Origin of the sequence: Escherichia sp. WS1118 (genome assembly GCF_046487695.1) — a bacterium.
Taxonomy (GTDB): Bacteria; Pseudomonadota; Gammaproteobacteria; order Enterobacterales; family Enterobacteriaceae; genus Escherichia; species Escherichia coli.
On sequence record NZ_JBJQIZ010000003.1, the window covers coordinates 119,922 to 138,949 of the forward strand.

Below are 19,028 nucleotides of genomic sequence, written 5' to 3' on the forward strand. Positions count from 1 at the left end.
GGAAGTTCGTATGTCTGGTTCTGTTGCCGTGACACGCGCCATTGCCGTGCCCGGATTGCTGTTATTACTGATTATCGCGACGGCATTAAGCCTACTCATTGGGGCAAAATCACTCCCCGCTTCCGTAGTGCTGGAGGCGCTCTCCGGCACCTGCCAGAGCGCCGACTGCACCATTGTGCTCGACGCCCGTCTGCCGCGCACCCTTGCCGGTTTATTGGCAGGCGGTGCGCTTGGCCTTGCCGGGGCGTTAATGCAAACCCTCACCCGAAACCCGCTTGCCGATCCTGGTTTGCTTGGCGTGAACGCCGGTGCCAGTTTTGCCATTGTGCTGGGCGCGGCGCTGTTTGGTTACTCTTCCGCGCAGGAACAACTGGCGATGGCCTTCGCCGGGGCGCTGGTGGCCTCGTTGATTGTTGCCTTTACCGGCAGCCAGGGCGGCGGGCAGTTAAGTCCGGTGCGTTTAACCCTGGCAGGCGTGGCGCTGGCGGCGGTGCTGGAAGGGCTGACCAGCGGCATCGCCCTGCTTAATCCCGACGTCTACGATCAACTGCGTTTCTGGCAAGCCGGTTCGCTGGATATTCGCAATCTACATACCTTAAAAGTGGTGCTAATCCCGGTGCTTACCGCTGGAGCAACTGCGCTATTACTGAGCCGCGCGCTGAACAGTTTAAGCCTTGGCAGTGACACCGCGACGGCACTGGGCAGTCGCGTAGCGCGCACACAGTTGATTGGTCTGCTGGCAATTACCGTGCTTTGTGGTAGTGCGACGGCGGTAGTTGGCCCGATTGCCTTTATTGGCCTGATGATGCCGCACATGGCGCGCTGGCTGGTAGGTGCCGATCATCGCTGGTCGCTGCCCGTCACGCTACTCGCTACCCCTGCCCTGCTGCTGTTTGCCGATATCATTGGGCGGGTGATTGTTCCCGGCGAACTGCGCGTTTCTGTAGTCAGTGCCTTTATTGGCGCACCAGTGCTGATCTTCCTCGTACGACGTAAAACGCGAGGTGGCGCATGATTTACGTCTCTCGCCGATTAATTATCACCTGTCTGCTGTTGCTAATAGCTTGTGTGATGGCAGGCGTGTGGGGATTACGTAGCGGTGCCGTCACGCTGGAAACTTCGCAGGTATTCGCCGCGTTGATGGGCGACACGCCGCGCAGTATGACGATGGTGGTCACCGAATGGCGTTTACCACGCGTGCTGATGGCGCTGTTGATTGGCGCGGCGCTGGGCGTCAGCGGCGCGATTTTTCAGTCGCTGATGCGTAACCCGCTTGGCAGCCCTGACGTAATGGGCTTTAACACCGGGGCGTGGAGCGGCGTGCTGGTGGCGATGGTGCTGTTTGGTCAGGACATGACGGCTATCGCGCTGGCAGCAATGGTGGGCGGCATTGTCACTTCGCTGCTGGTCTGGCTGCTCGCCTGGCGTAACGGTATCGACACCTTTCGGTTGATTATTATCGGTATCGGTGTTCGCGCCATGCTGGTGGCCTTTAATACCTGGCTGTTGCTGAAAGCGTCTTTAGAAACGGCGCTAACAGCGGGTTTGTGGAATGCCGGATCGCTCAACGGCCTGACGTGGGCAAAAACCTCACCTTCCGCGCCAATCATTATATTGATGCTCATTGCCGCCGCCTTGCTGGTGCGGCGAATGCGCTTGCTGGAAATGGGCGATGATACCGCATGTGCGCTGGGCGTCAGCGTCGAACGTTCGCGGCTGTTAATGATGCTGGTCGCCGTAGTGCTTACCGCAGCTGCCACTGCCCTGGCGGGGCCAATTTCCTTTATTGCTTTAGTCGCGCCACACATTGCCCGTCGCATCAGTGGCACCGCTCGCTGGGGGCTGACCCAGGCGGCGCTGTGCGGGGCGTTGTTACTGCTGGTGGCCGATCTCTGCGCCCAACAACTGTTTATGCCGTATCAACTTCCGGTTGGCGTCGTTACCGTCAGCCTCGGCGGTATTTACCTTATCGTCTTGTTAATTCAGGAGTCTCGCAAAAAATGACCGAATCAGTAGCCCGTTTGCGCGGCGAACAGTTAACCCTCGGATATGGCAAATATACCGTTGCGGAAAATCTGACTGTAGAAATACCTGATGGTCACTTCACGGCAATTATCGGGCCAAATGGCTGCGGTAAATCCACGTTACTGCGTACCTTAAGCCGCCTGATGACGCCTGCTCACGGGCATGTCTGGCTGGATGGCGAGCACATTCAACATTACGCCAGTAAAGAGGTTGCACGCCGGATTGGTCTGTTGGCGCAAAACGCTACCACACCGGGCGATATCACCGTGCAGGAGCTGGTGGCGCGTGGGCGTTACCCGCATCAACCGCTGTTTACCCGCTGGCGCAAAGAAGATGAAGACGCGGTAACAAAAGCGATGCAGGCCACGGGAATAACTCATCTGGCGGATCAAAGCGTGGACACCCTTTCTGGCGGACAACGCCAGCGAGCGTGGATCGCGATGGTGCTGGCCCAGGAAACGGCAATTATGCTGCTCGATGAACCCACGACCTGGCTGGATATCAGTCATCAGATTGATTTGCTGGAACTGTTAAGCGAACTGAACCGCGAGAAAGGCTATACCCTGGCGGCGGTGCTGCACGATCTTAATCAGGCCTGTCGTTACGCCAGCCATTTGATTGCATTGCGGGAAGGAAAAATTGTTGCTCAGGGAGCGCCGAAGGATATTGTCACTGCTGAACTGATCGAGCGCATTTATGGTCTGCGCTGCATGATTATTGACGATCCGGTTGCCGGAACGCCGCTCGTGGTGCCGCTCGGACGAACGGCACCTTCAACCGCAAAGATTTAAACTAAGTGGTCTGCCATCATGGCATCCTGTTTTCTGGATGCCATCGCATGACGCAACAGCACACCACCACAAGCCACCATCCCGCCGACCAACGCAGAAAGGATCACGATAATCGCCTTACCCTGACCGTCTTTTTTTACGGGTAATGACGGACGCAACTGATATTTAAACGGTGTAAAATTCACATCGTTGACATTTGTTTTTGTTAATTGCTCGACTAGATACTGACGATTACGTAATTCACCGTTCAATTCCGCAACGTCAGTGACTGCTTTTTCAATTTCCAGTTTGCGTTCAATACCGTCTGCACCGAGAGAAATAGAGAAATCGGGGTCATCTTTAACGGCCTGACCATTACTGTATACGGGCTTTTTAATTCCTGCCGCGTTGGCAATGTCAAGTGAATAATTGAGGCGCTGAATGTTTGCATCAAGTTGATTTTTCGTTTTAATGCGATCCTGAGCCAGTTTTTCTTTTTCAAACTGGGTTTTGATCTCCAGTTTATTACGGACGTTTTCTATCGACTCTTTCACCACCAACGCAGAGATATAATCGATATACCCGGCCAACACTTTCTGTGCCTCTTCACTGGTGGGTGCGGTGAAACTTAGCGTCCAGGAAGTATACAATGCAGACTCATCTTTTTTCTTACTGGCATTGTCATCAACCGCTTTCATTTTTTCGCTCAATGCAACAATGGCGCGATGCAGATCCAGTGGGTCGATTTTCGCTTCTTTTAATTGATCCATCACATAAGGTGATGAACGCAGGTACTCCTCAAGCAAGCTAACAGACTGAAATTTCTTGATAAACAGGTTAAATGCTTCTGTACGATCAATTTTGATATCCAGATCCAGCACACGAAGCTTAGTGAATGTTTTCTCCAGCTCTTGCCACTGAACAGGTTCTGGAGGCGTGACAACCGCCGCGCTAGTCCATTTTTGCGGCAGGATGAAAGAGATCAGCAAGCCTGCGCAGGCAAACGCAAAAACGACCGCCATGACCGTTTTTTTTGCCCGCCATAAAACCTCGATTAGATTAAGTAAATCAATTTCATTATTACTGGGCGACGCCAGAGGATACTCGGGAAAATGAGCTTCACTTCCCTGTTTAATATTCAGTGATGACATGTAGTGAAACCTGAGGTTTTAGTCCGTAAAGCACAACGATGTACATAGCATTCTAACAGGAACTGAGATTTATCCGAAAGCACTCTTTCACTATTATTATTCTCAAAATGAATAACAAACTTAGCAACCCCAGCAATGACGCTGCTCTCAGAAAAATAAATAAATTTTAAGAATAAAAAAACCATAATCATTTAGTCGGATTATGGTTTTACATGAGGTTATGGCAAGTTCTTTACTAACGTACGGTTAGTTATTAATTTGTGTATTTATTAGTGGTCCTATTTCTTTAAAATACTCCGGGGAAATAATATCCACATGCGCACAATCCTGACGATAGATATCCAGCTCAGCAATCCACGGTGCCCAGGCCTGTTCAGGAGTCATACCTTCCTGAAGCGTGCGTTCGGCAACAAATAGCGTCGCTTTACCATCAAACGGTACGCTATGAGCTGTCGTCAGCAGGCGCACAGCATCAGCGTAGTTGCCTTCAATGGTGGTAAACAACTCCGTTGAGGTACTTCCCTGCTGTGCCGCCAGGAAGGCTTCGCGCTCGCGGTTAATCTCCGCCAGCACTTCCGGATCCAGACCATTGGCTTCTTTTTCCTGCCAGTTTTGCGTTTCTGGCGGCCAGGTATCCAGCAAGCCAAGAAATGCCACCTGTTCGCCACGGGCACGCAGTCGCGCCGCAATGCCCTGCGCCAGCGTACCGCCAAGTGAATAACCCAGCAGGTAATATGGGCCGTGCGGTTGTTGTTCAAGTAAGGTTGCCAGATGCGCTTCGCAGACTTCATCCAGGTTTGCCGCCGTCTGCATGGGGCCATGAGGGCGCGGCGACTGAATGCCGATAATCGACCATTGTGGATCGAGATAACGCGAGAGCACGCTGAACTGCCAGGCAAAACCGGATGCCGGATGGAAACAAAACAGCGTCGGGCCATTACCTTCACGCAACGGCAGAATGGTTTCGAATCCCATGCGCTGGGTGCTGTCTTCTTCACCATCAATAATCGTTGCCAGTTTGGCGACAGTTGACGCGACCATCACCTGCCCCGGCGTCACCTGACGAGCAAACTGTCGACTTAACTGCGCTGCCAGTTTCATTGCCAGTAGCGAATGACCGCCAAGCGCAAAGAAATCAGCATCGGCATCCTGCACGTCACAACCCAGCAACGACGAGAATGCCGCGGCGATAATCGTTTCACTGCCCGCTTTCGGCACACGCCCCGGCGTTTGTGCCTTCAGTTCAGGCAACGGTAAGGCTTTGCGATCCAGCTTGCCGTTGGCGCTAAGTGGTAACTGTGGAAGTTGCAGCAGAACCACCGGTACCATATGTGGTGGCAATGTTTCTCGAAGCTGCGCCTGTAATGCGCTGGTATCCAACGGCAGACCTGATTGCGACACCAGATAGCCCACCAACTGACGCGCATCACCACCAGTGGCTGCCGCCTGGTTAATCACACAGGCGTGGGTAACGGCTTGTTCGACATCCGGCAGCGCCTGCATCACGCGATCAATTTCGCCCAGTTCGATACGCTGCCCGCGAATTTTTAGCTGATCGTCACTGCGCCCGAGGTACTCCACCGCGCCGTTATCCAGCCAGCGGGCCACATCGCCGGTACGGTACATCCGTTCACCTGGGGCAAAAGGATCGGCAATAAAGCGGCTGGCGGTCAGATCGGGTCGTCCAAGATACCCCTGCGCCAGTTGAATACCGGTGAGATAGAGATCTCCCGCCACACCCGGCGGCACCGGATGCATCATCGCATCGAGAATGCGCAGGCCCGTATTCCACACCGGATAACCGATCGGCACACTGCTGCCGCGCACCTCTGCCAGTTCCTCGCCAAAAGCCGGATACCAACTGACATCTACCGCCGCTTCCGTCGGGCCATATAGATTATGCAACGGCGCGCCGGTTAACTGTTGCCATTCGCGGCATAAATCAGCCGGTAAGGCTTCACCACTACAGAAAACCTGTTTCAACGTCGCGCAACTCTGGCGAGCGGTTTGCGGCGTCAGCGATGCAACAAATGCCGCCAGCATCGACGGCACAAAGTGCGTGGTCGTTACGCCATAATCAGCAAAAAAATGCTGCATAGCGAGCGGGTCGCGGTGCGCTTCCGGTTCAGCCATCACCAGTTTCGCCCCGGCAATAAACGGCCAGAAAAACTCCCACACCGAGACATCAAAACTGCACGGCGTTTTTTGGGCAACAACATCTTCGCCTGTAAGCGGGTAATGGTTTTGCATCCATAGCAGGCGGTTAACGATAGCCTGCTGACCGACCATTACCCCTTTTGGTCTGCCGGTGGAACCTGAGGTGAAGATGATATAAGCCGTGTGGTGCGGTTGTGAAAGCTGCAGCGGCGCACTGCCCTGCGGTGTAAGCGGGGCGTTATAGCAAAGGCTGGTTAAATTGGGGATATCGCTAAAGCGCGGCAGTTGATCGTCGGTGGTGATTAACAGCGACGGACGCGCATCTTCCAGCATCATTTTCAGGCGATCGTCCGGATAGCCGGTATCCAACGGTAACCAGGCCGCACCAGCTTCAACTATCGCATGTAGCGCCAGGGTCAAAAAGACCGAGCGCGGTAGAGCCACCGCCACGCTGTCGCCCGGTTTAACGCCGCGCTCACGCAGCAGATTCGCCAGCGCCACCACCTGCTCGCGCATTTCCCGATAGCTGAACTGGTAACGCGCATCTGCCAGCGCCGGAGCATCCGGTGTTTTTGCCGCTTGTTCTGCCACCAGCGCGCTCAGCGTGGTTTCTGGAATCTCAACCTGAGTGGCGTTGATCTGCGCCAGCTGCGCATACTCACCTGGCAGCATAATATCGACATCGCCGCACAACAGCGACGGATCCGCAGCGAACTGCGCAATCAGCATTTTCAGGCGTTCAGCGTGTTGAATTAACGTTGGCTCATCGTAACGCTGTTTATTGGCGAGGATCTCAATACTCAAATCACCGTGTTCATCCGGGAACAGGGCCAGTTCAAGGTCATTAACCGGACCGGTTGCCAGGGTATGGGTTTGCGCCTGAACACCAGGAATATCCAGTTGGTAATCAAATACCTTGATATTGAGTACCGGACCGAACAGCGGTTCCTCTCCTGCCGCTCGCCCGCTGTCACGGACAATTTGTTCGGCATCGTAACGTTGATGGCGACGCATTTTTTTCAGTTGAGCCGCCAGTCGGGTTGCCAGTTCTGGTAGCGTTTCTTGCGCCGCAATGTGAATACCCAACGGTAAAACGTTGAGCACGGGTCCGGTAGCCGTCAGCGCCGCCGAGCCCAGTCGACGCATAAAGATAAATCCGGCAGCGTAGTCCATGCGATTGCACAATCGCCCCAGCCACAAGGCTGCCAACGCAAGTGCTAAATCGGTACGCTGCACACCTGAAAGTTGCGTAGCCAGCTGGCGGAATTCCCCGTTGGTAAATTCCAGTTTCAGGCGCAAAATATCTGCCGAAGCGCTGCGCCCCGGTAAAGGTGCCGGAGAAAGTGACGCGGGCGGTGGCAGTTGACGACGCTGTTCCGCCCAGAATGCCGCATCACGCTGCCAGGCTTCACTTTCGCGGTACTGCTGATACTCTTCCACTACATCAGCGAAAGGCGTAAACGGCGAAGCAGGCGTTGGTTCGCCACGCAGCCATGCGCAGTAAATATTGGCGATCTGGCGTGTAATGGCCGGGAAACTGAAGCCATCGACCAGCAAATGGTGATAACGCTGATACCAGTACCAGCGGTTATCCGCCACCTGTATCAGCTGATGAAAGACCAGTGGTTTACCACTATCGACGCGCAGATCTTGTTGCAAATCCGCCTGCATTAATGCCCGCGCAGTACCGTGCGGATCAATGTTGGTTCGCAGGTCGATAATTTCTGGCAGTTCGAACGTCTGCGCATCATCGACCCACTGCCAGACTTCGCCGTTATCTTCCGTAAAACGCATCCGCAACGTATCTGCTTGCGCTAGTCCGGCAACCACCGCGCGGGCCAGTAGTGGCGCATCAACCTCTCCGATTAACTCAACGTAATGCGCCACGCTCCAGGCGGAGGGTAAATCCGACAGTTTTTCTGCCATCCAGATGCCGGGCTGTGCGGCGACCAAAGGTAAATGCTGGCTCATTGTGCCTCCTGCAACTGGGTGAAATTCGCCGGTGTCAGAGTACGCCAGTGGGCTTCCAGCCACTGCTGGCAGGACGCCTGTGACTGCGGCTGACACACAACGTCCCAGCCTGCCGGTAAGGCGCATTGTTGCGGCCACAGACTGAATTGCCCCTGCGCATTGCGCAAAATGTAAAACGCTCCCTGTGGATCATCGAAGGGATTACTGAATGCCATATTCAACTCCTGTCATGGAAAAGTGGTTGCCAGAGGTCGATTAGCCCCTGCATCAAGCCACCGCGCCAACAAAGCGCATCATGTCCGCCGTCAACCTGACGCCAGAAAATGGATTCTTTTAGGGGGTGTAATTGCGCATACAGCGCCTGATTGGCCTGCATGATCATCGGCTCGCGAACACCCGCTTCCAGCACAATGCGCAGACCTTCGGCGCTAACTTCACCAGTATTTAGCTGTTCAAGTAACATGCCCTCTTGGTGCCCGCCCCGATGCGGCCACCAGTACGAACCTGACTGGCTTAATACACAGCCAAAGCGTTCAGGCCAGTGCAGTCCGGCATACAGCGCGGAAAGCCCACCAAAACTCTGTCCGGCGACCACGGTGCGATCGGCGCGATCGCTAAAAGGGGCAATAGCTTTCACCTGGGGTAATAACTCTTGCTGTACTGCCAGCCAGAAATCCGCATTACACGGCAGTTCGTGGGCGCGGTGCGTGGTGTCGATAGCGTCGATCAACACATACACGGCGGGCGGAAGTTGCCGACGATGGGTCAGCGAAGTCAGCGCAGGCCAGACGGGCATACTCTGCGCCCAAAATTCGCCATCAAGCAAAACTGCCAGCGGGCGTTCTTCTGCTGTTGCATCGCCGGTGGTAAAAATCCATACACGGCGTGAATTTTTCAACCGTTCACTTTTCCAGATAATTTCTTTGGCAGGCGTTTCTGGCGCTTGCGGACAATCCCATCCCGGTTGCAGAGGCGCTTGCGGCATTTCGAGTGCAGAAACAGCGTGCCCTCGCCCGCCTTTCCAGCTTTGTGGATTCAGCGGATCGGCTATCGCCTGGGGTAATAGTTTTCGCCAGCCTTCGCGTAATTCGAGGCGATCGGGGGATGGTGCAGAAAAAATGTCATCGCGTTCGGTAGGAATAAAGCAGTAGCTGCCGCGCCAGTTGGCATTGAGTTGTGTCGTCCACTGCCAAACATCGGTTCCTGCAATTCGCTGCATCGACCGGGGCTGGCTGTTCTGATGGTGATCGGTCATGCCAGTGATATAGACCCATACGCGCTTTATCGTCGAGTGGCCTTCAGAACCTTGTGGATCACGCCACCAGAAAGTGACCTCAAACATTTCGTCATTCAGACGTTGCCATTCCGGGCCATGTTTCGACTGCCACCAGCTCTCACTTCCTACTTTTAACGCCGTCACACCATAACCCCATGTTTACTGTGCAATTTTTTATTGATTGCAGAAATATATTGATAATATTATTGATAACTATTTGCATTTGCAATAGCGTAATGGCGCGCCGTGGGAAGCGCGGACATTAATTAATCAGCTGCACTGCGTGTCTTTCAGGATCAAAGGTTTTCGCGGTAGCGGGATGCGTCGTGTTGATGACGACCATGCCCGACAGTTGCAATTCGTGGCAAAAATGCAGGAATAAAACAATGAACAAGAAGATTCATTCCCTGGCCTTGTTGGTCAATCTGGGGATTTATGGGGTAGCACAGGCACAAGAGCCGACCGATACTCCTGTTTCACATGACGATACTATTGTTGTTACCGCCGCCGAGCAGAACTTGCAGGCGCCCGGCGTTTCGACCATCACCGCAGATGAAATCCGCAAAAACCCGGTTGCCCGCGATGTATCGGAGATTATCCGTACCATGCCTGGCGTTAACCTGACCGGTAATTCCACCAGTGGTCAGCGTGGTAATAACCGCCAGATTGATATTCGCGGCATGGGTCCGGAAAACACGCTGATTTTGATTGACGGCAAGCCAGTAAGCAGCCGTAACTCAGTGCGTCAGGGCTGGCGTGGCGAGCGCGATACCCGTGGTGATACCTCCTGGGTGCCGCCTGAAATGATTGAACGTATTGAAGTTCTGCGTGGTCCGGCAGCTGCGCGTTATGGCAACGGCGCGGCGGGCGGCGTGGTTAACATCATTACCAAAAAAGGCAGCGGTGAGTGGCACGGCTCCTGGGATGCTTATTTCAATGCGCCAGAACATAAAGAGGAAGGTGCCACCAAACGCACCAACTTCAGCCTGACCGGTCCGCTGGGCGACGAATTCAGCTTCCGCTTGTATGGCAACCTCGACAAAACCCAGGCTGACGCGTGGGATATCAACCAGGGCCATCAGTCCGCGCGTGCCGGAACGTATGCCACGACGTTACCAGCCGGGCGCGAAGGGGTGATCAACAAAGATATTAATGGCGTGGTGCGCTGGGACTTCGCGCCTCTGCAGTCACTCGAACTGGAAGCGGGCTACAGCCGCCAGGGTAACCTGTATGCGGGTGATACGCAGAACACCAACTCTGACGCTTACACTCGATCGAAATATGGCGATGAAACCAACCGCCTGTATCGCCAGAACTACTCGCTGACCTGGAACGGTGGCTGGGATAACGGCGTGACCACCAGCAACTGGGTGCAGTACGAACACACCCGTAACTCGCGTATTCCGGAAGGTCTGGCGGGCGGTACCGAAGGGAAATTTAACGAAAAAGCGGCACAGGATTTTGTAGATATCGATCTTGATGACGTGATGCTGCACAGCGAAGTTAACCTGCCGATTGATTTCCTCGTAAACCAAACGCTGACGCTGGGTACAGAGTGGAATCAGCAACGGATGAAGGACTTAAGTTCCAACACCCAGGCGCTGACCGGAACGAATACCGGCGGTGCTATTGATGGTGTGAGTGCCACCGACCGTAGCCCGTATTCAAAAGCAGAAATTTTCTCGCTGTTTGCCGAAAACAATATGGAGCTGACTGACAGCACCATCGTAACGCCGGGGCTGCGTTTCGATCATCACAGTATTGTCGGCAATAACTGGAGCCCGGCGCTGAACATATCGCAAGGTTTAGGCGATGACTTCACGCTGAAAATGGGCATCGCCCGCGCCTATAAAGCGCCGAGTCTGTACCAGACTAACCCAAACTACATTCTCTACAGTAAAGGTCAGGGCTGCTATGCCAGCGCGGGCGGCTGCTATCTGCAAGGTAATGATGACCTGAAAGCAGAAACCAGCATCAACAAGGAGATTGGTCTGGAGTTCAAACGCGACGGCTGGCTGGCGGGCGTGACCTGGTTCCGTAACGATTATCGCAATAAGATTGAAGCGGGCTATGTGGCTGTAGGGCAAAACGCAGTCGGCACCGATCTCTATCAGTGGGATAACGTACCGAAAGCGGTGGTTGAAGGTCTGGAAGGATCGTTAAACGTACCGGTTAGCGAAACGGTGATGTGGACCAATAACATCACTTATATGCTGAAGAGTGAAAACAAAACCACGGGCGACCGTTTGTCGATCATCCCGGAATATACGTTGAACTCAACGCTGAGCTGGCAGGCACGGGAAGATTTGTCGATGCAAACGACCTTCACCTGGTACGGCAAACAGCAGCCGAAGAAGTACAACTATAAAGGTCAGCCAGCGGTTGGACCGGAAACCAAAGAAATCAGTCCGTACAGCATTGTTGGCCTGAGCGCGACCTGGGATGTGACCAAGAATGTCAGTCTGACCGGCGGCGTGGACAACCTGTTCGACAAACGTTTGTGGCGTGCGGGTAATGCCCAGACCACGGGCGATCTGGCAGGAGCCAACTATATCGCAGGTGCCGGGGCGTATACCTATAACGAGCCGGGACGTACGTGGTATATGAGCATTAATACTCACTTCTGAAGCTAACGTCAGATTGTTGACAAAGTGCGCGTAGTTCATGCCGGATGCGGCGTGAACGCCTTATCCGGCCTACAAAAATCTTGCCAATTCAATATATTGCAGGACCACGTAGGCCTGATAAGCGTAGCGCATCAGGCAGTTTTGCGTTTGTCATCATTCTCTAATATGGTTGACATGAAAACTACGCATACCTCCCTCCCCTTTGCCGGACATACGCTGCATTTTGTTGAGTTTGATCCGGCGAGTTTTCGCGAGCAGGATTTACTCTGGCTGCCGCACTACGCACAACTTCAACACGCTGGACGTAAACGTAAAACAGAGCATTTAGCCGGGCGGATCGCTGCAATTTATGCGCTGCGGGAATATGGCTATAAATGTGTGCCTGCAATCGGCGAGCTACGCCAACCTGTGTGGCCTGCGGGGGTATACGGCAGCATTAGTCACTGTGGGACTACGGCATTAGCCGTGGTTTCCCGTCAACCAATTGGCATTGATATTGAAGAGATTTTCTCTGCACAAACCGCAAGAGAATTGACAGACAACATTATTACACCAGCGGAACACAAGCGACTTGCAGACTGCGGTTTAGCCTTTCCTCTGGCGCTGACACTGGCATTTTCCGCCAAAGAGAGCGCATTTAAGGCAAGTGAGATACAGGCCGCTCAAGGTTTTCTGGATTATCAGATAATTAGCTGGAATAAACAGCAGATCATCATTCGACTAGAGGATGAGCAGTTTGCTGTGCACTGGCAGATAAAAGAAAAAATAGTCATAACGCTGTGCCAACACGATTAATTGACAACATCTGGTACGATTCGCCCGCAGCCATCACTGACCGCGGGCGAAAGTGTAAAGCAGGTGCCTTACCACCCTGACCTGACAACCGGATATGCGGGGATTGCTCCCCGCACAACGGCTACTTCTTCGGTTCGTAAGCGAGAACAGCCTTAAACTCAATATTACGTTCCTTTACGGTAAACTCACACAGCGAGTCTCCGACCAGAAGCGTAAATCCCAGCACCGTTAAACACAGCACTATGACTGCCACAAGGGCATATTTCGTCAGCATGTTTATATTGCCTCCATGCGAAGAAGGGACTACCATCCAAATTGTTCAGGTTTGGGTAGGTAGCCCCAGGGTTGATAGAAATATCGTCCTGGGGCTTCATCTTTCCAGACCTCAGAGTAAACCTGAAACCGGAAAGCTTCAGGCACCCGCCGTTATCTTACCCTTCTTCAGCAAAATAGCTGTTTATTTATACAGTAAGTCCTGTTTCGGACTTCTCTCTCCTCATTTGATCAACTGAAGCTGAACCCGTATTTTTCTGCATGCCGCAATCGTCAAAATTCTTCGCAGCCAGCCAGCTCTGCCATAACTTGGCACATTGCAAAAGTAGCCAAATTGCTTCAGTAGCAATCAGTTCACCATACCCAAAAAAGAAACATTCCAGAACTTCCGCATCTCGCCCAGCCGCTCCGACTTCTATACTGAATAGAAAACGCCAACATAAGAGAAACCTATGCCATTACCCGATTTTCATGTTTCTGAACCTTTTACCCTCGGTATTGAACTGGAAATGCAGGTGGTTAATCCGCCGGGCTATGACTTAAGCCAGGACTCTTCAATGCTGATTGACGCGGTTAAAAATAAGATCACGGCCGGAGAGGTAAAGCACGATATCACCGAAAGTATGCTGGAGCTGGCGACGGATGTTTGCCGTGATATCAACCAGGCTGCCGGGCAATTTTCAGCGATGCAGAAAGTCGTATTGCAGGCAGCCGCAGATCATCATCTGGAAATTTGCGGCGGTGGCACGCATCCGTTTCAGAAATGGCAGCGTCAGGAGGTGTGCGATAACGAACGCTATCAACGAACGCTGCAAAACTTTGGCTATCTCATCCAGCAGGCGACCGTTTTTGGTCAGCATGTCCATGTTGGCTGCGCCAGTGGCGATGACGCCATTTATTTGCTGCACGGCTTGTCACGGTTTGTGCCGCACTTTATCGCCCTTTCCGCCGCGTCGCCATATATGCAAGGAACGGATACGCGTTTTGCCTCCTCACGACCGAATATTTTTTCCGCCTTTCCTGATAATGGCCCGATGCCGTGGGTCAGTAACTGGCAACAATTTGAAGCCCTGTTTCGCTGCCTGAGTTACACCACGATGATCGACAGCATTAAAGATCTGCACTGGGATATTCGCCCCAGCCCCCATTTTGGTACGGTGGAAGTTCGGGTGATGGATACCCCGTTAACCCTTAGCCACGCGGTAAATATGGCGGGATTAATTCAGGCCACCGCCCACTGGTTACTGACGGAACGCCCGTTTAAACATCAGGAGAAAGATTACCTGCTGTATAAATTCAACCGTTTCCAGGCCTGTCGCTATGGGCTGGAAGGCGTCATTACCGATCCGCATACTGGCGATCGTCGGTCACTAACGGAAGCCACCTTGCGTTTACTGGAAAAAATCACCCCTTCTGCACATAAAATTGGCGCATCGAGCGCAATTGAAGCACTGCACCGTCAGGTCGTCAGTGGTCTGAATGAAGCGCAGCTAATGCGTGATTTCGTCGCCGATGGTGGCTCGCTAATTGGGCTGGTGAAAAAGCATTGTGAGATCTGGGCCGGAGAATAAGTCGGGAATTGCCTTACAGAAGAATATCCCTGACAATGGTGTTTTAACTTACATTTAACAATGTTATGAAACACCCTTTAGAAACCTTGACCACCGCAGCAGGCATTTTGCTGATGGCTTTCCTCTCTTGCCTGCTGCTGCCCGCCCCCGCACTGGGGCTAACGCTGGCACAAAAACTGGTGACCACGTTCCATCTGATGGATCTTAGCCAGCTTTACACTTTATTGTTTTGTCTGTGGTTTTTAGTGCTGGGCGCTATTGAGTATTTTGTTCTACGCTTTATCTGGCGACGCTGGTTCTCGCTGGCGGATTAAACGTCGATTATCGCCGAACTTCGCGGCATACTTTGCTTATTCTCCTTCGCCTAAAGGAACATTTATGGATAAGCAATCACTGCACGAAACGGCGAAACGCCTGGCTCTTGAGTTACCCTTTGTCGAGCTTTGCTGGCCTTTTGGCCCGGAGTTCGATGTTTTTAAAATTGGCGGCAAGATTTTTATGCTGTCGTCGGAGCTGCGCGGCGTCCCCTTTATCAATCTGAAGTCCGATCCACAAAAATCCCTGCTAAATCAGCAAATATACCCAAGCATCAAGCCTGGGTATCACATGAATAAAAAGCACTGGATTTCAGTGTATCCCGGCGAGGAAATCTCCGAAGCGTTACTTCGCGATCTGATCAACGATTCGTGGAATCTGGTGGTTGATGGTCTGGCTAAACGCGATCAAAAACGACTGCGTCCTGACTCAACCGTAAATCAATAGCGCATTTTTCTCGCTTACCATTTCATCTCGATCCTTGTAATCTGCTGGCACGCAAAATTACTTTCACATGGAGTCTTTATGGATATCATTTCTGTCGCCTTAAAGCGTCATTCCACTAAGGCATTTGATGCCAGCAAAAAACTTACCCCGGAACAGGCCGAGCAGATCAAAACTCTACTGCAATACAGCCCATCCAGCACCAACTCCCAGCCGTGGCATTTTATTGTTGCCAGCACGGAAGAAGGTAAAGCGCGTGTTGCCAAATCCGCTGCCGATAATTACGTGTTCAACGAGCGTAAAATGCTTGATGCCTCGCACGTCGTGGTGTTCTGTGCAAAAACCGCGATGGACGATGCCTGGCTGAAGCTGGTTGTTGACCAGGAAGATGCCGATGGCCGCTTTGCCACGCCGGAAGCGAAAGCCGCGAACGATAAAGGTCGCAAGTTCTTCGCCGATATGCACCGTAAAGATCTGCATGATGATGCAGAGTGGATGGCAAAACAGGTTTATCTCAACGTCGGTAACTTCCTGCTGGGCGTGGCGGCGCTGGGTCTGGACGCGGTGCCCATCGAAGGTTTTGACGCCGCCATCCTCGATGAAGAATTTGGTCTGAAAGAGAAAGGCTACACCAGTCTGGTGGTTGTTCCGGTGGGTCATCACAGCGTTGAAGATTTTAACGCTACGCTGCCGAAATCTCGTCTGCCGCAGAACATTACCTTAACCGAAGTGTAATTCTCCCTTGCCGGGCATCTGCCCGGCTATTTCCCCTCAGATTCTCCTGATTTGCATAACCCTGTTTCAGCCGTCATCATAGGCTGCTGTTGTATAAAGGAGACGTTATGCAGGATTTAATATCCCAGGTTGAAGATTTAGCGGGTATTGAGATTGATCACACCACCTCGATGGTGATGATTTTCGGTATTATTTTTCTGACCGCCGTCGTGGTGCATATTTTTTTGCACTGGGTGGTACTGCGGACCTTCGAAAAACGCGCCATCGCCAGTTCACGGCTTTGGTTGCAAATCATTACCCAGAATAAACTCTTCCACCGTTTAGCTTTTACCTTGCAGGGGATTATCGTCAATATTCAGGCGGTATTCTGGCTACAAAAAGGCACCGAAGCGGCAGATATTCTGACTACCTGCGCGCAGTTGTGGATCATGATGTATGCGCTGCTTTCAGTCTTCTCGTTGCTGGATGTGATTTTGAATCTGGCGCAGAAATTCCCGGCGGCATCTCAGTTACCGCTGAAAGGGATTTTTCAGGGGATTAAACTGATCGGCGCGATTCTGGTCGGCATTTTGATGATCTCGCTGCTGATTGGTCAGTCGCCAGCGATTCTGATCAGCGGTCTTGGTGCAATGGCTGCCGTGCTGATGTTGGTATTTAAAGATCCGATTCTTGGTCTGGTGGCAGGTATTCAGCTTTCCGCGAACGATATGCTGAAACTGGGCGACTGGCTGGAGATGCCGAAATACGGCGCGGATGGCGCGGTGATCGATATTGGGTTAACCACCGTCAAAGTACGTAACTGGGACAATACCATTACCACTATTCCCACCTGGTCTCTGGTTTCTGACTCCTTTAAAAACTGGAGCGGGATGTCAGCATCTGGCGGGCGACGTATTAAGCGCAGTATCAGTATTGATGTCACCAGTATTCGTTTTCTTGATGAAGACGAAATGCAACGTCTGAATAAAGCGCATTTGTTAAAGCCTTATTTAACCAGCCGCCATCAGGAAATTAATGAGTGGAATCGCCAGCAAGGTTCTACGGAGTCGGTATTAAACCTGCGCCGAATGACCAATATTGGAACCTTTCGTGCCTATCTGAACGAATATCTGCGGAATCATCCGCGGATTCGCAAAGATATGACCTTAATGGTACGCCAACTGGCTCCTGGTGATAACGGTTTACCGCTTGAGATCTATGCGTTTACCAACACCGTGGTGTGGCTGGAATATGAAAGCATTCAGGCTGATATATTCGATCACATATTTGCGATTGTCGAAGAGTTTGGTCTGCGACTTCATCAGTCGCCAACCGGCAATGATATTCGCTCTCTGGCGGGTGCATTTAAGCAGTAATTAAAAAAACCGCTCTCATCGAATGGATGAGAGCGGTTTCGGATGGTTGACATCATTTTGTCGGATGCGGCGTGAACGCCTTATCCGACCTACAGAATCGTTACAAATTGTAGGCCCGATAAGCTTGCGCATCGGGCAAATCAGCCTCACATCAGCTTAATTCACTTTCCTACGCAATGTTTTAAACGCCACAAACAGGAACACAATCCACACCGGCAGCAGAATCGCTGACAAGCGCATATCATCCATCGTGCACATCAGCAGCAAAATCATGCCGAGGAAGGCGATGCAAAGATAGTTGCCGAACGGATAGAGCAGCGCCTTAAACTGTGTTTCACGCCCCTGACGACGCATCGCTGCACGAAAACGCAGATGCGCCAGGCAGATCATAATCCAGTTCAACAGCAGCGTTGCTACCACCAGCGCCATCAGCAGACCAAACGCTTTTTGCGGCAGCAGATAGTTGATTAACACCACCAGCGAAGTGATCGCTCCGGAAAGCATCAGCGAGTTAATCGGCACGCCGCGACGGCTGACGCGAGTCAAAAACTTTGGCGCATTACCCTGCACAGAAAGGCCAAACAGCATGCGGCTGTTAGAGTAAACCCCGCTGTTATACACCGACAGCGATGCCACCAGAATGACGAAGTTCAGCGCAGAAGCTACCACGTTGCTGTCGAGATTATGGAAAATCATCACAAACGGGCTACTGTTGGATTTCACTTCCACCCACGGGTAGAGCGCCAGTAAAACCACCAGTGAACCGATATAAAACAGCAGGATGCGATACACCACCTGATTCACTGCTTTAGGGATGCTTTTTTCCGGATCGCGCGCTTCAGCCGCAGTAATCCCAATCAGCTCCAGACCGCCGAAGGAGAACATAATTACCGCCAGCGACAAAATCAATCCATTCCAGCCGGTGGCAAAGAAACCGCCGTAGCGCCAGAGGTTATCGATACTGGCTTTCTCACCGCCGTGCCCAGAAAACAGCAGCCACAGGCCAAAGCCGATCATACCGATGATCGCCAGCACTTTAATCAGCGCAAACCAGAACTCGGTTTCGCCATATAAGCGCACGTTCACCAGGTTAACGGCGTTGATGATAATAAAGAAGGCGGCAGCCCAAATCCACGTTGGAACATCCGGGAACCAGTACTGCATATAGATGCCCGCAGCGGTCAGCTCTGCCATTCCCACCAGCACGAACATTACCCAGTAGTTCCAGCCAGAGAGGAAGCCCGCAAACGGTCCCCAGTATTTATAGGCAAAGTGGGCAAATGAACCGGATACCGGCTCTTCGACCACCATCTCGCCGAGCTGGCGCATAATCAGGAAAGCGATGATCCCGGCGACGCCGTAGCCCAGCAATACAGCCGGACCCGCCATCTGAATCGCCGGGCCAATGCCAAGAAACAGACCAGTACCAATTGCGCCACCCAGCGCAATCAGTTGAATATGACGGTTATGTAATCCGCGATGAAGCGTCGGCTCTTGATTCGACGCAGTATCTTCCGATACGGTTGACGCGTTTTTCACGCCTTTCCCCTGTGTGTCTTTTTT

Annotated in this window: 17 protein-coding genes; 11 read left to right on the top strand and 6 right to left on the bottom strand. The window is 52.5% G+C overall.

Annotation, left to right across the window (positions count from 1 at the left end; genetic code table 11):
* The first annotated feature begins 10 nt into the window (after nucleotides 1-10).
* The 3 genes from fepD to fepC are packed head-to-tail and all read left to right on the top strand — an operon-like array spanning nucleotide 11 to nucleotide 2,816.
* Nucleotides 11-1,015, top strand: a complete 1,005-nt coding sequence (gene fepD, locus ACJHYO_RS06410) for a Fe(3+)-siderophore ABC transporter permease (protein WP_001346359.1) — start codon at nucleotides 11-13, stop codon at nucleotides 1,013-1,015.
* Nucleotides 1,012-2,004: an iron-enterobactin ABC transporter permease gene (fepG, locus tag ACJHYO_RS06415; RefSeq protein ID WP_085455227.1), complete on the top strand. Its 993-nt coding sequence runs from the start codon at nucleotides 1,012-1,014 to the stop codon at nucleotides 2,002-2,004. Before fepD ends, fepG begins: the two co-directional genes overlap by 4 nt.
* Nucleotides 2,001-2,816: an iron-enterobactin ABC transporter ATP-binding protein gene (gene fepC / locus ACJHYO_RS06420; RefSeq protein ID WP_021520576.1), complete on the top strand. Its 816-nt coding sequence runs from the start codon at nucleotides 2,001-2,003 to the stop codon at nucleotides 2,814-2,816. Before fepG ends, fepC begins: the two co-directional genes overlap by 4 nt.
* Here the strand turns inward: fepC and wzz(fepE) are convergent.
* The 4 genes from wzz(fepE) to fes form a co-directional block, all read right to left on the bottom strand.
* The gene (gene wzz(fepE) / locus ACJHYO_RS06425) at nucleotides 2,813-3,946 is read right to left on the bottom strand and encodes an LPS O-antigen length regulator Wzz(fepE) (RefSeq protein WP_000096765.1); all 1,134 of its coding nucleotides are present in this window, start codon (nucleotides 3,944-3,946) and stop codon (nucleotides 2,813-2,815) included. The genes fepC and wzz(fepE) overlap by 4 nt on opposite strands.
* Nucleotides 3,947-4,192: 246 nt before the next feature.
* Entirely contained in the window at nucleotides 4,193-8,074 is a 3,882-nt protein-coding gene (entF, locus tag ACJHYO_RS06430) for an enterobactin non-ribosomal peptide synthetase EntF (protein ID WP_085455225.1), read from the bottom strand.
* On the bottom strand, nucleotides 8,071-8,289 hold the full coding sequence (gene ybdZ / locus ACJHYO_RS06435) for an enterobactin biosynthesis protein YbdZ (RefSeq protein WP_000885787.1): 219 nt from the start codon (nucleotides 8,287-8,289) through the stop codon (nucleotides 8,071-8,073). The genes entF and ybdZ overlap by 4 nt, the downstream gene beginning before the upstream one ends.
* Nucleotides 8,290-8,291: 2 nt before the next feature.
* Complete coding sequence (fes, locus tag ACJHYO_RS06440; RefSeq protein ID WP_000125861.1) at nucleotides 8,292-9,494, bottom strand: enterochelin esterase; 1,203 nt, start codon at nucleotides 9,492-9,494, stop codon at nucleotides 8,292-8,294.
* 242 nt (nucleotides 9,495-9,736) lie between these two features.
* Between fes and fepA the strand changes: the two genes are divergently transcribed.
* Entirely contained in the window at nucleotides 9,737-11,977 is a 2,241-nt protein-coding gene (fepA, locus tag ACJHYO_RS06445) for a siderophore enterobactin receptor FepA (protein WP_001034892.1), read from the top strand.
* 174 nt (nucleotides 11,978-12,151) lie between these two features.
* Nucleotides 12,152-12,772: an enterobactin synthase subunit EntD gene (entD, locus tag ACJHYO_RS06450; RefSeq protein ID WP_001298346.1), complete on the top strand. Its 621-nt coding sequence runs from the start codon at nucleotides 12,152-12,154 to the stop codon at nucleotides 12,770-12,772.
* 121 nt (nucleotides 12,773-12,893) lie between these two features.
* Here the strand turns inward: entD and hokE are convergent, their stop codons facing one another.
* A complete protein-coding gene (hokE, locus tag ACJHYO_RS06455; RefSeq protein ID WP_000956465.1) occupies nucleotides 12,894-13,046 on the bottom strand; it encodes a type I toxin-antitoxin system toxin HokE in 153 nt (50 codons plus the stop codon).
* Between hokE and ACJHYO_RS06460 the strand changes: the two genes are divergently transcribed.
* The 6 genes from ACJHYO_RS06460 (at nucleotide 13,015) to ybdG (ending at nucleotide 17,465) form a co-directional block, all read left to right on the top strand.
* Nucleotides 13,015-13,284, top strand: a complete 270-nt coding sequence (locus ACJHYO_RS06460) for a hypothetical protein (protein ID WP_308065098.1) — start codon at nucleotides 13,015-13,017, stop codon at nucleotides 13,282-13,284. The two genes, hokE and ACJHYO_RS06460, sit on opposite strands and share 32 nt — an antisense overlap.
* A 213-nt stretch (nucleotides 13,285-13,497) precedes the next feature.
* Nucleotides 13,498-14,616, top strand: coding sequence for a YbdK family carboxylate-amine ligase (locus ACJHYO_RS06465; protein ID WP_001130647.1), 1,119 nt, complete (start codon nucleotides 13,498-13,500; stop codon nucleotides 14,614-14,616).
* Between the two features lie 65 nt (nucleotides 14,617-14,681).
* Nucleotides 14,682-14,930: a DUF1158 domain-containing protein gene (locus ACJHYO_RS06470; RefSeq protein WP_000682524.1), complete on the top strand. Its 249-nt coding sequence runs from the start codon at nucleotides 14,682-14,684 to the stop codon at nucleotides 14,928-14,930.
* A 64-nt stretch (nucleotides 14,931-14,994) separates the two neighbouring features.
* Complete coding sequence (locus ACJHYO_RS06475; protein ID WP_000360948.1) at nucleotides 14,995-15,378, top strand: MmcQ/YjbR family DNA-binding protein; 384 nt, start codon at nucleotides 14,995-14,997, stop codon at nucleotides 15,376-15,378.
* Nucleotides 15,379-15,456: 78 nt separating this feature from the next.
* Nucleotides 15,457-16,110, top strand: a complete 654-nt coding sequence (nfsB, locus tag ACJHYO_RS06480) for an oxygen-insensitive NAD(P)H nitroreductase (protein WP_000351450.1) — start codon at nucleotides 15,457-15,459, stop codon at nucleotides 16,108-16,110.
* 107 nt (nucleotides 16,111-16,217) lie between these two features.
* A complete protein-coding gene (gene ybdG / locus ACJHYO_RS06485; RefSeq protein WP_001153132.1) occupies nucleotides 16,218-17,465 on the top strand; it encodes a mechanosensitive ion channel YbdG in 1,248 nt (415 codons plus the stop codon).
* A gap of 156 nt (nucleotides 17,466-17,621) precedes the next feature.
* On the opposite strand, the gene pheP is transcribed toward ybdG, so the two are convergent.
* Nucleotides 17,622-19,004, bottom strand: a complete 1,383-nt coding sequence (gene pheP / locus ACJHYO_RS06490; protein ID WP_001295847.1) for a phenylalanine transporter — start codon at nucleotides 19,002-19,004, stop codon at nucleotides 17,622-17,624.
* Nucleotides 19,005-19,028 lie beyond the last annotated feature (24 nt).

Excerpts from the sequence above, each read along its gene's own strand:
- fepD (WP_001346359.1), top strand. The coding sequence starts at position 11 with ATGTCTGGTTCTGTTGCCGTGACACGCGCCATTGCCGTGCCCGGATTG.
- fepG (WP_085455227.1), top strand. The coding sequence starts at position 1,012 with ATGATTTACGTCTCTCGCCGATTAATTATCACCTGTCTGCTGTTGCTA.
- fepC (WP_021520576.1), top strand. The coding sequence starts at position 2,001 with ATGACCGAATCAGTAGCCCGTTTGCGCGGCGAACAGTTAACCCTCGGA.
- entF (WP_085455225.1), bottom strand. The coding sequence starts at position 8,074 with ATGAGCCAGCATTTACCTTTGGTCGCCGCACAGCCCGGCATCTGGATG.
- ybdZ (WP_000885787.1), bottom strand. The coding sequence starts at position 8,289 with ATGGCATTCAGTAATCCCTTCGATGATCCACAGGGAGCGTTTTACATT.
- fepA (WP_001034892.1), top strand. The coding sequence starts at position 9,737 with ATGAACAAGAAGATTCATTCCCTGGCCTTGTTGGTCAATCTGGGGATT.
- entD (WP_001298346.1), top strand. The coding sequence starts at position 12,152 with ATGAAAACTACGCATACCTCCCTCCCCTTTGCCGGACATACGCTGCAT.
- ACJHYO_RS06460 (WP_308065098.1), top strand. The coding sequence starts at position 13,015 with ATGACTGCCACAAGGGCATATTTCGTCAGCATGTTTATATTGCCTCCA.
- hokE (WP_000956465.1), bottom strand. The coding sequence starts at position 13,046 with ATGCTGACGAAATATGCCCTTGTGGCAGTCATAGTGCTGTGTTTAACG.
- ACJHYO_RS06465 (WP_001130647.1), top strand. The coding sequence starts at position 13,498 with ATGCCATTACCCGATTTTCATGTTTCTGAACCTTTTACCCTCGGTATT.
- ACJHYO_RS06470 (WP_000682524.1), top strand. The coding sequence starts at position 14,682 with ATGAAACACCCTTTAGAAACCTTGACCACCGCAGCAGGCATTTTGCTG.
- ACJHYO_RS06475 (WP_000360948.1), top strand. The coding sequence starts at position 14,995 with ATGGATAAGCAATCACTGCACGAAACGGCGAAACGCCTGGCTCTTGAG.
- nfsB (WP_000351450.1), top strand. The coding sequence starts at position 15,457 with ATGGATATCATTTCTGTCGCCTTAAAGCGTCATTCCACTAAGGCATTT.
- ybdG (WP_001153132.1), top strand. The coding sequence starts at position 16,218 with ATGCAGGATTTAATATCCCAGGTTGAAGATTTAGCGGGTATTGAGATT.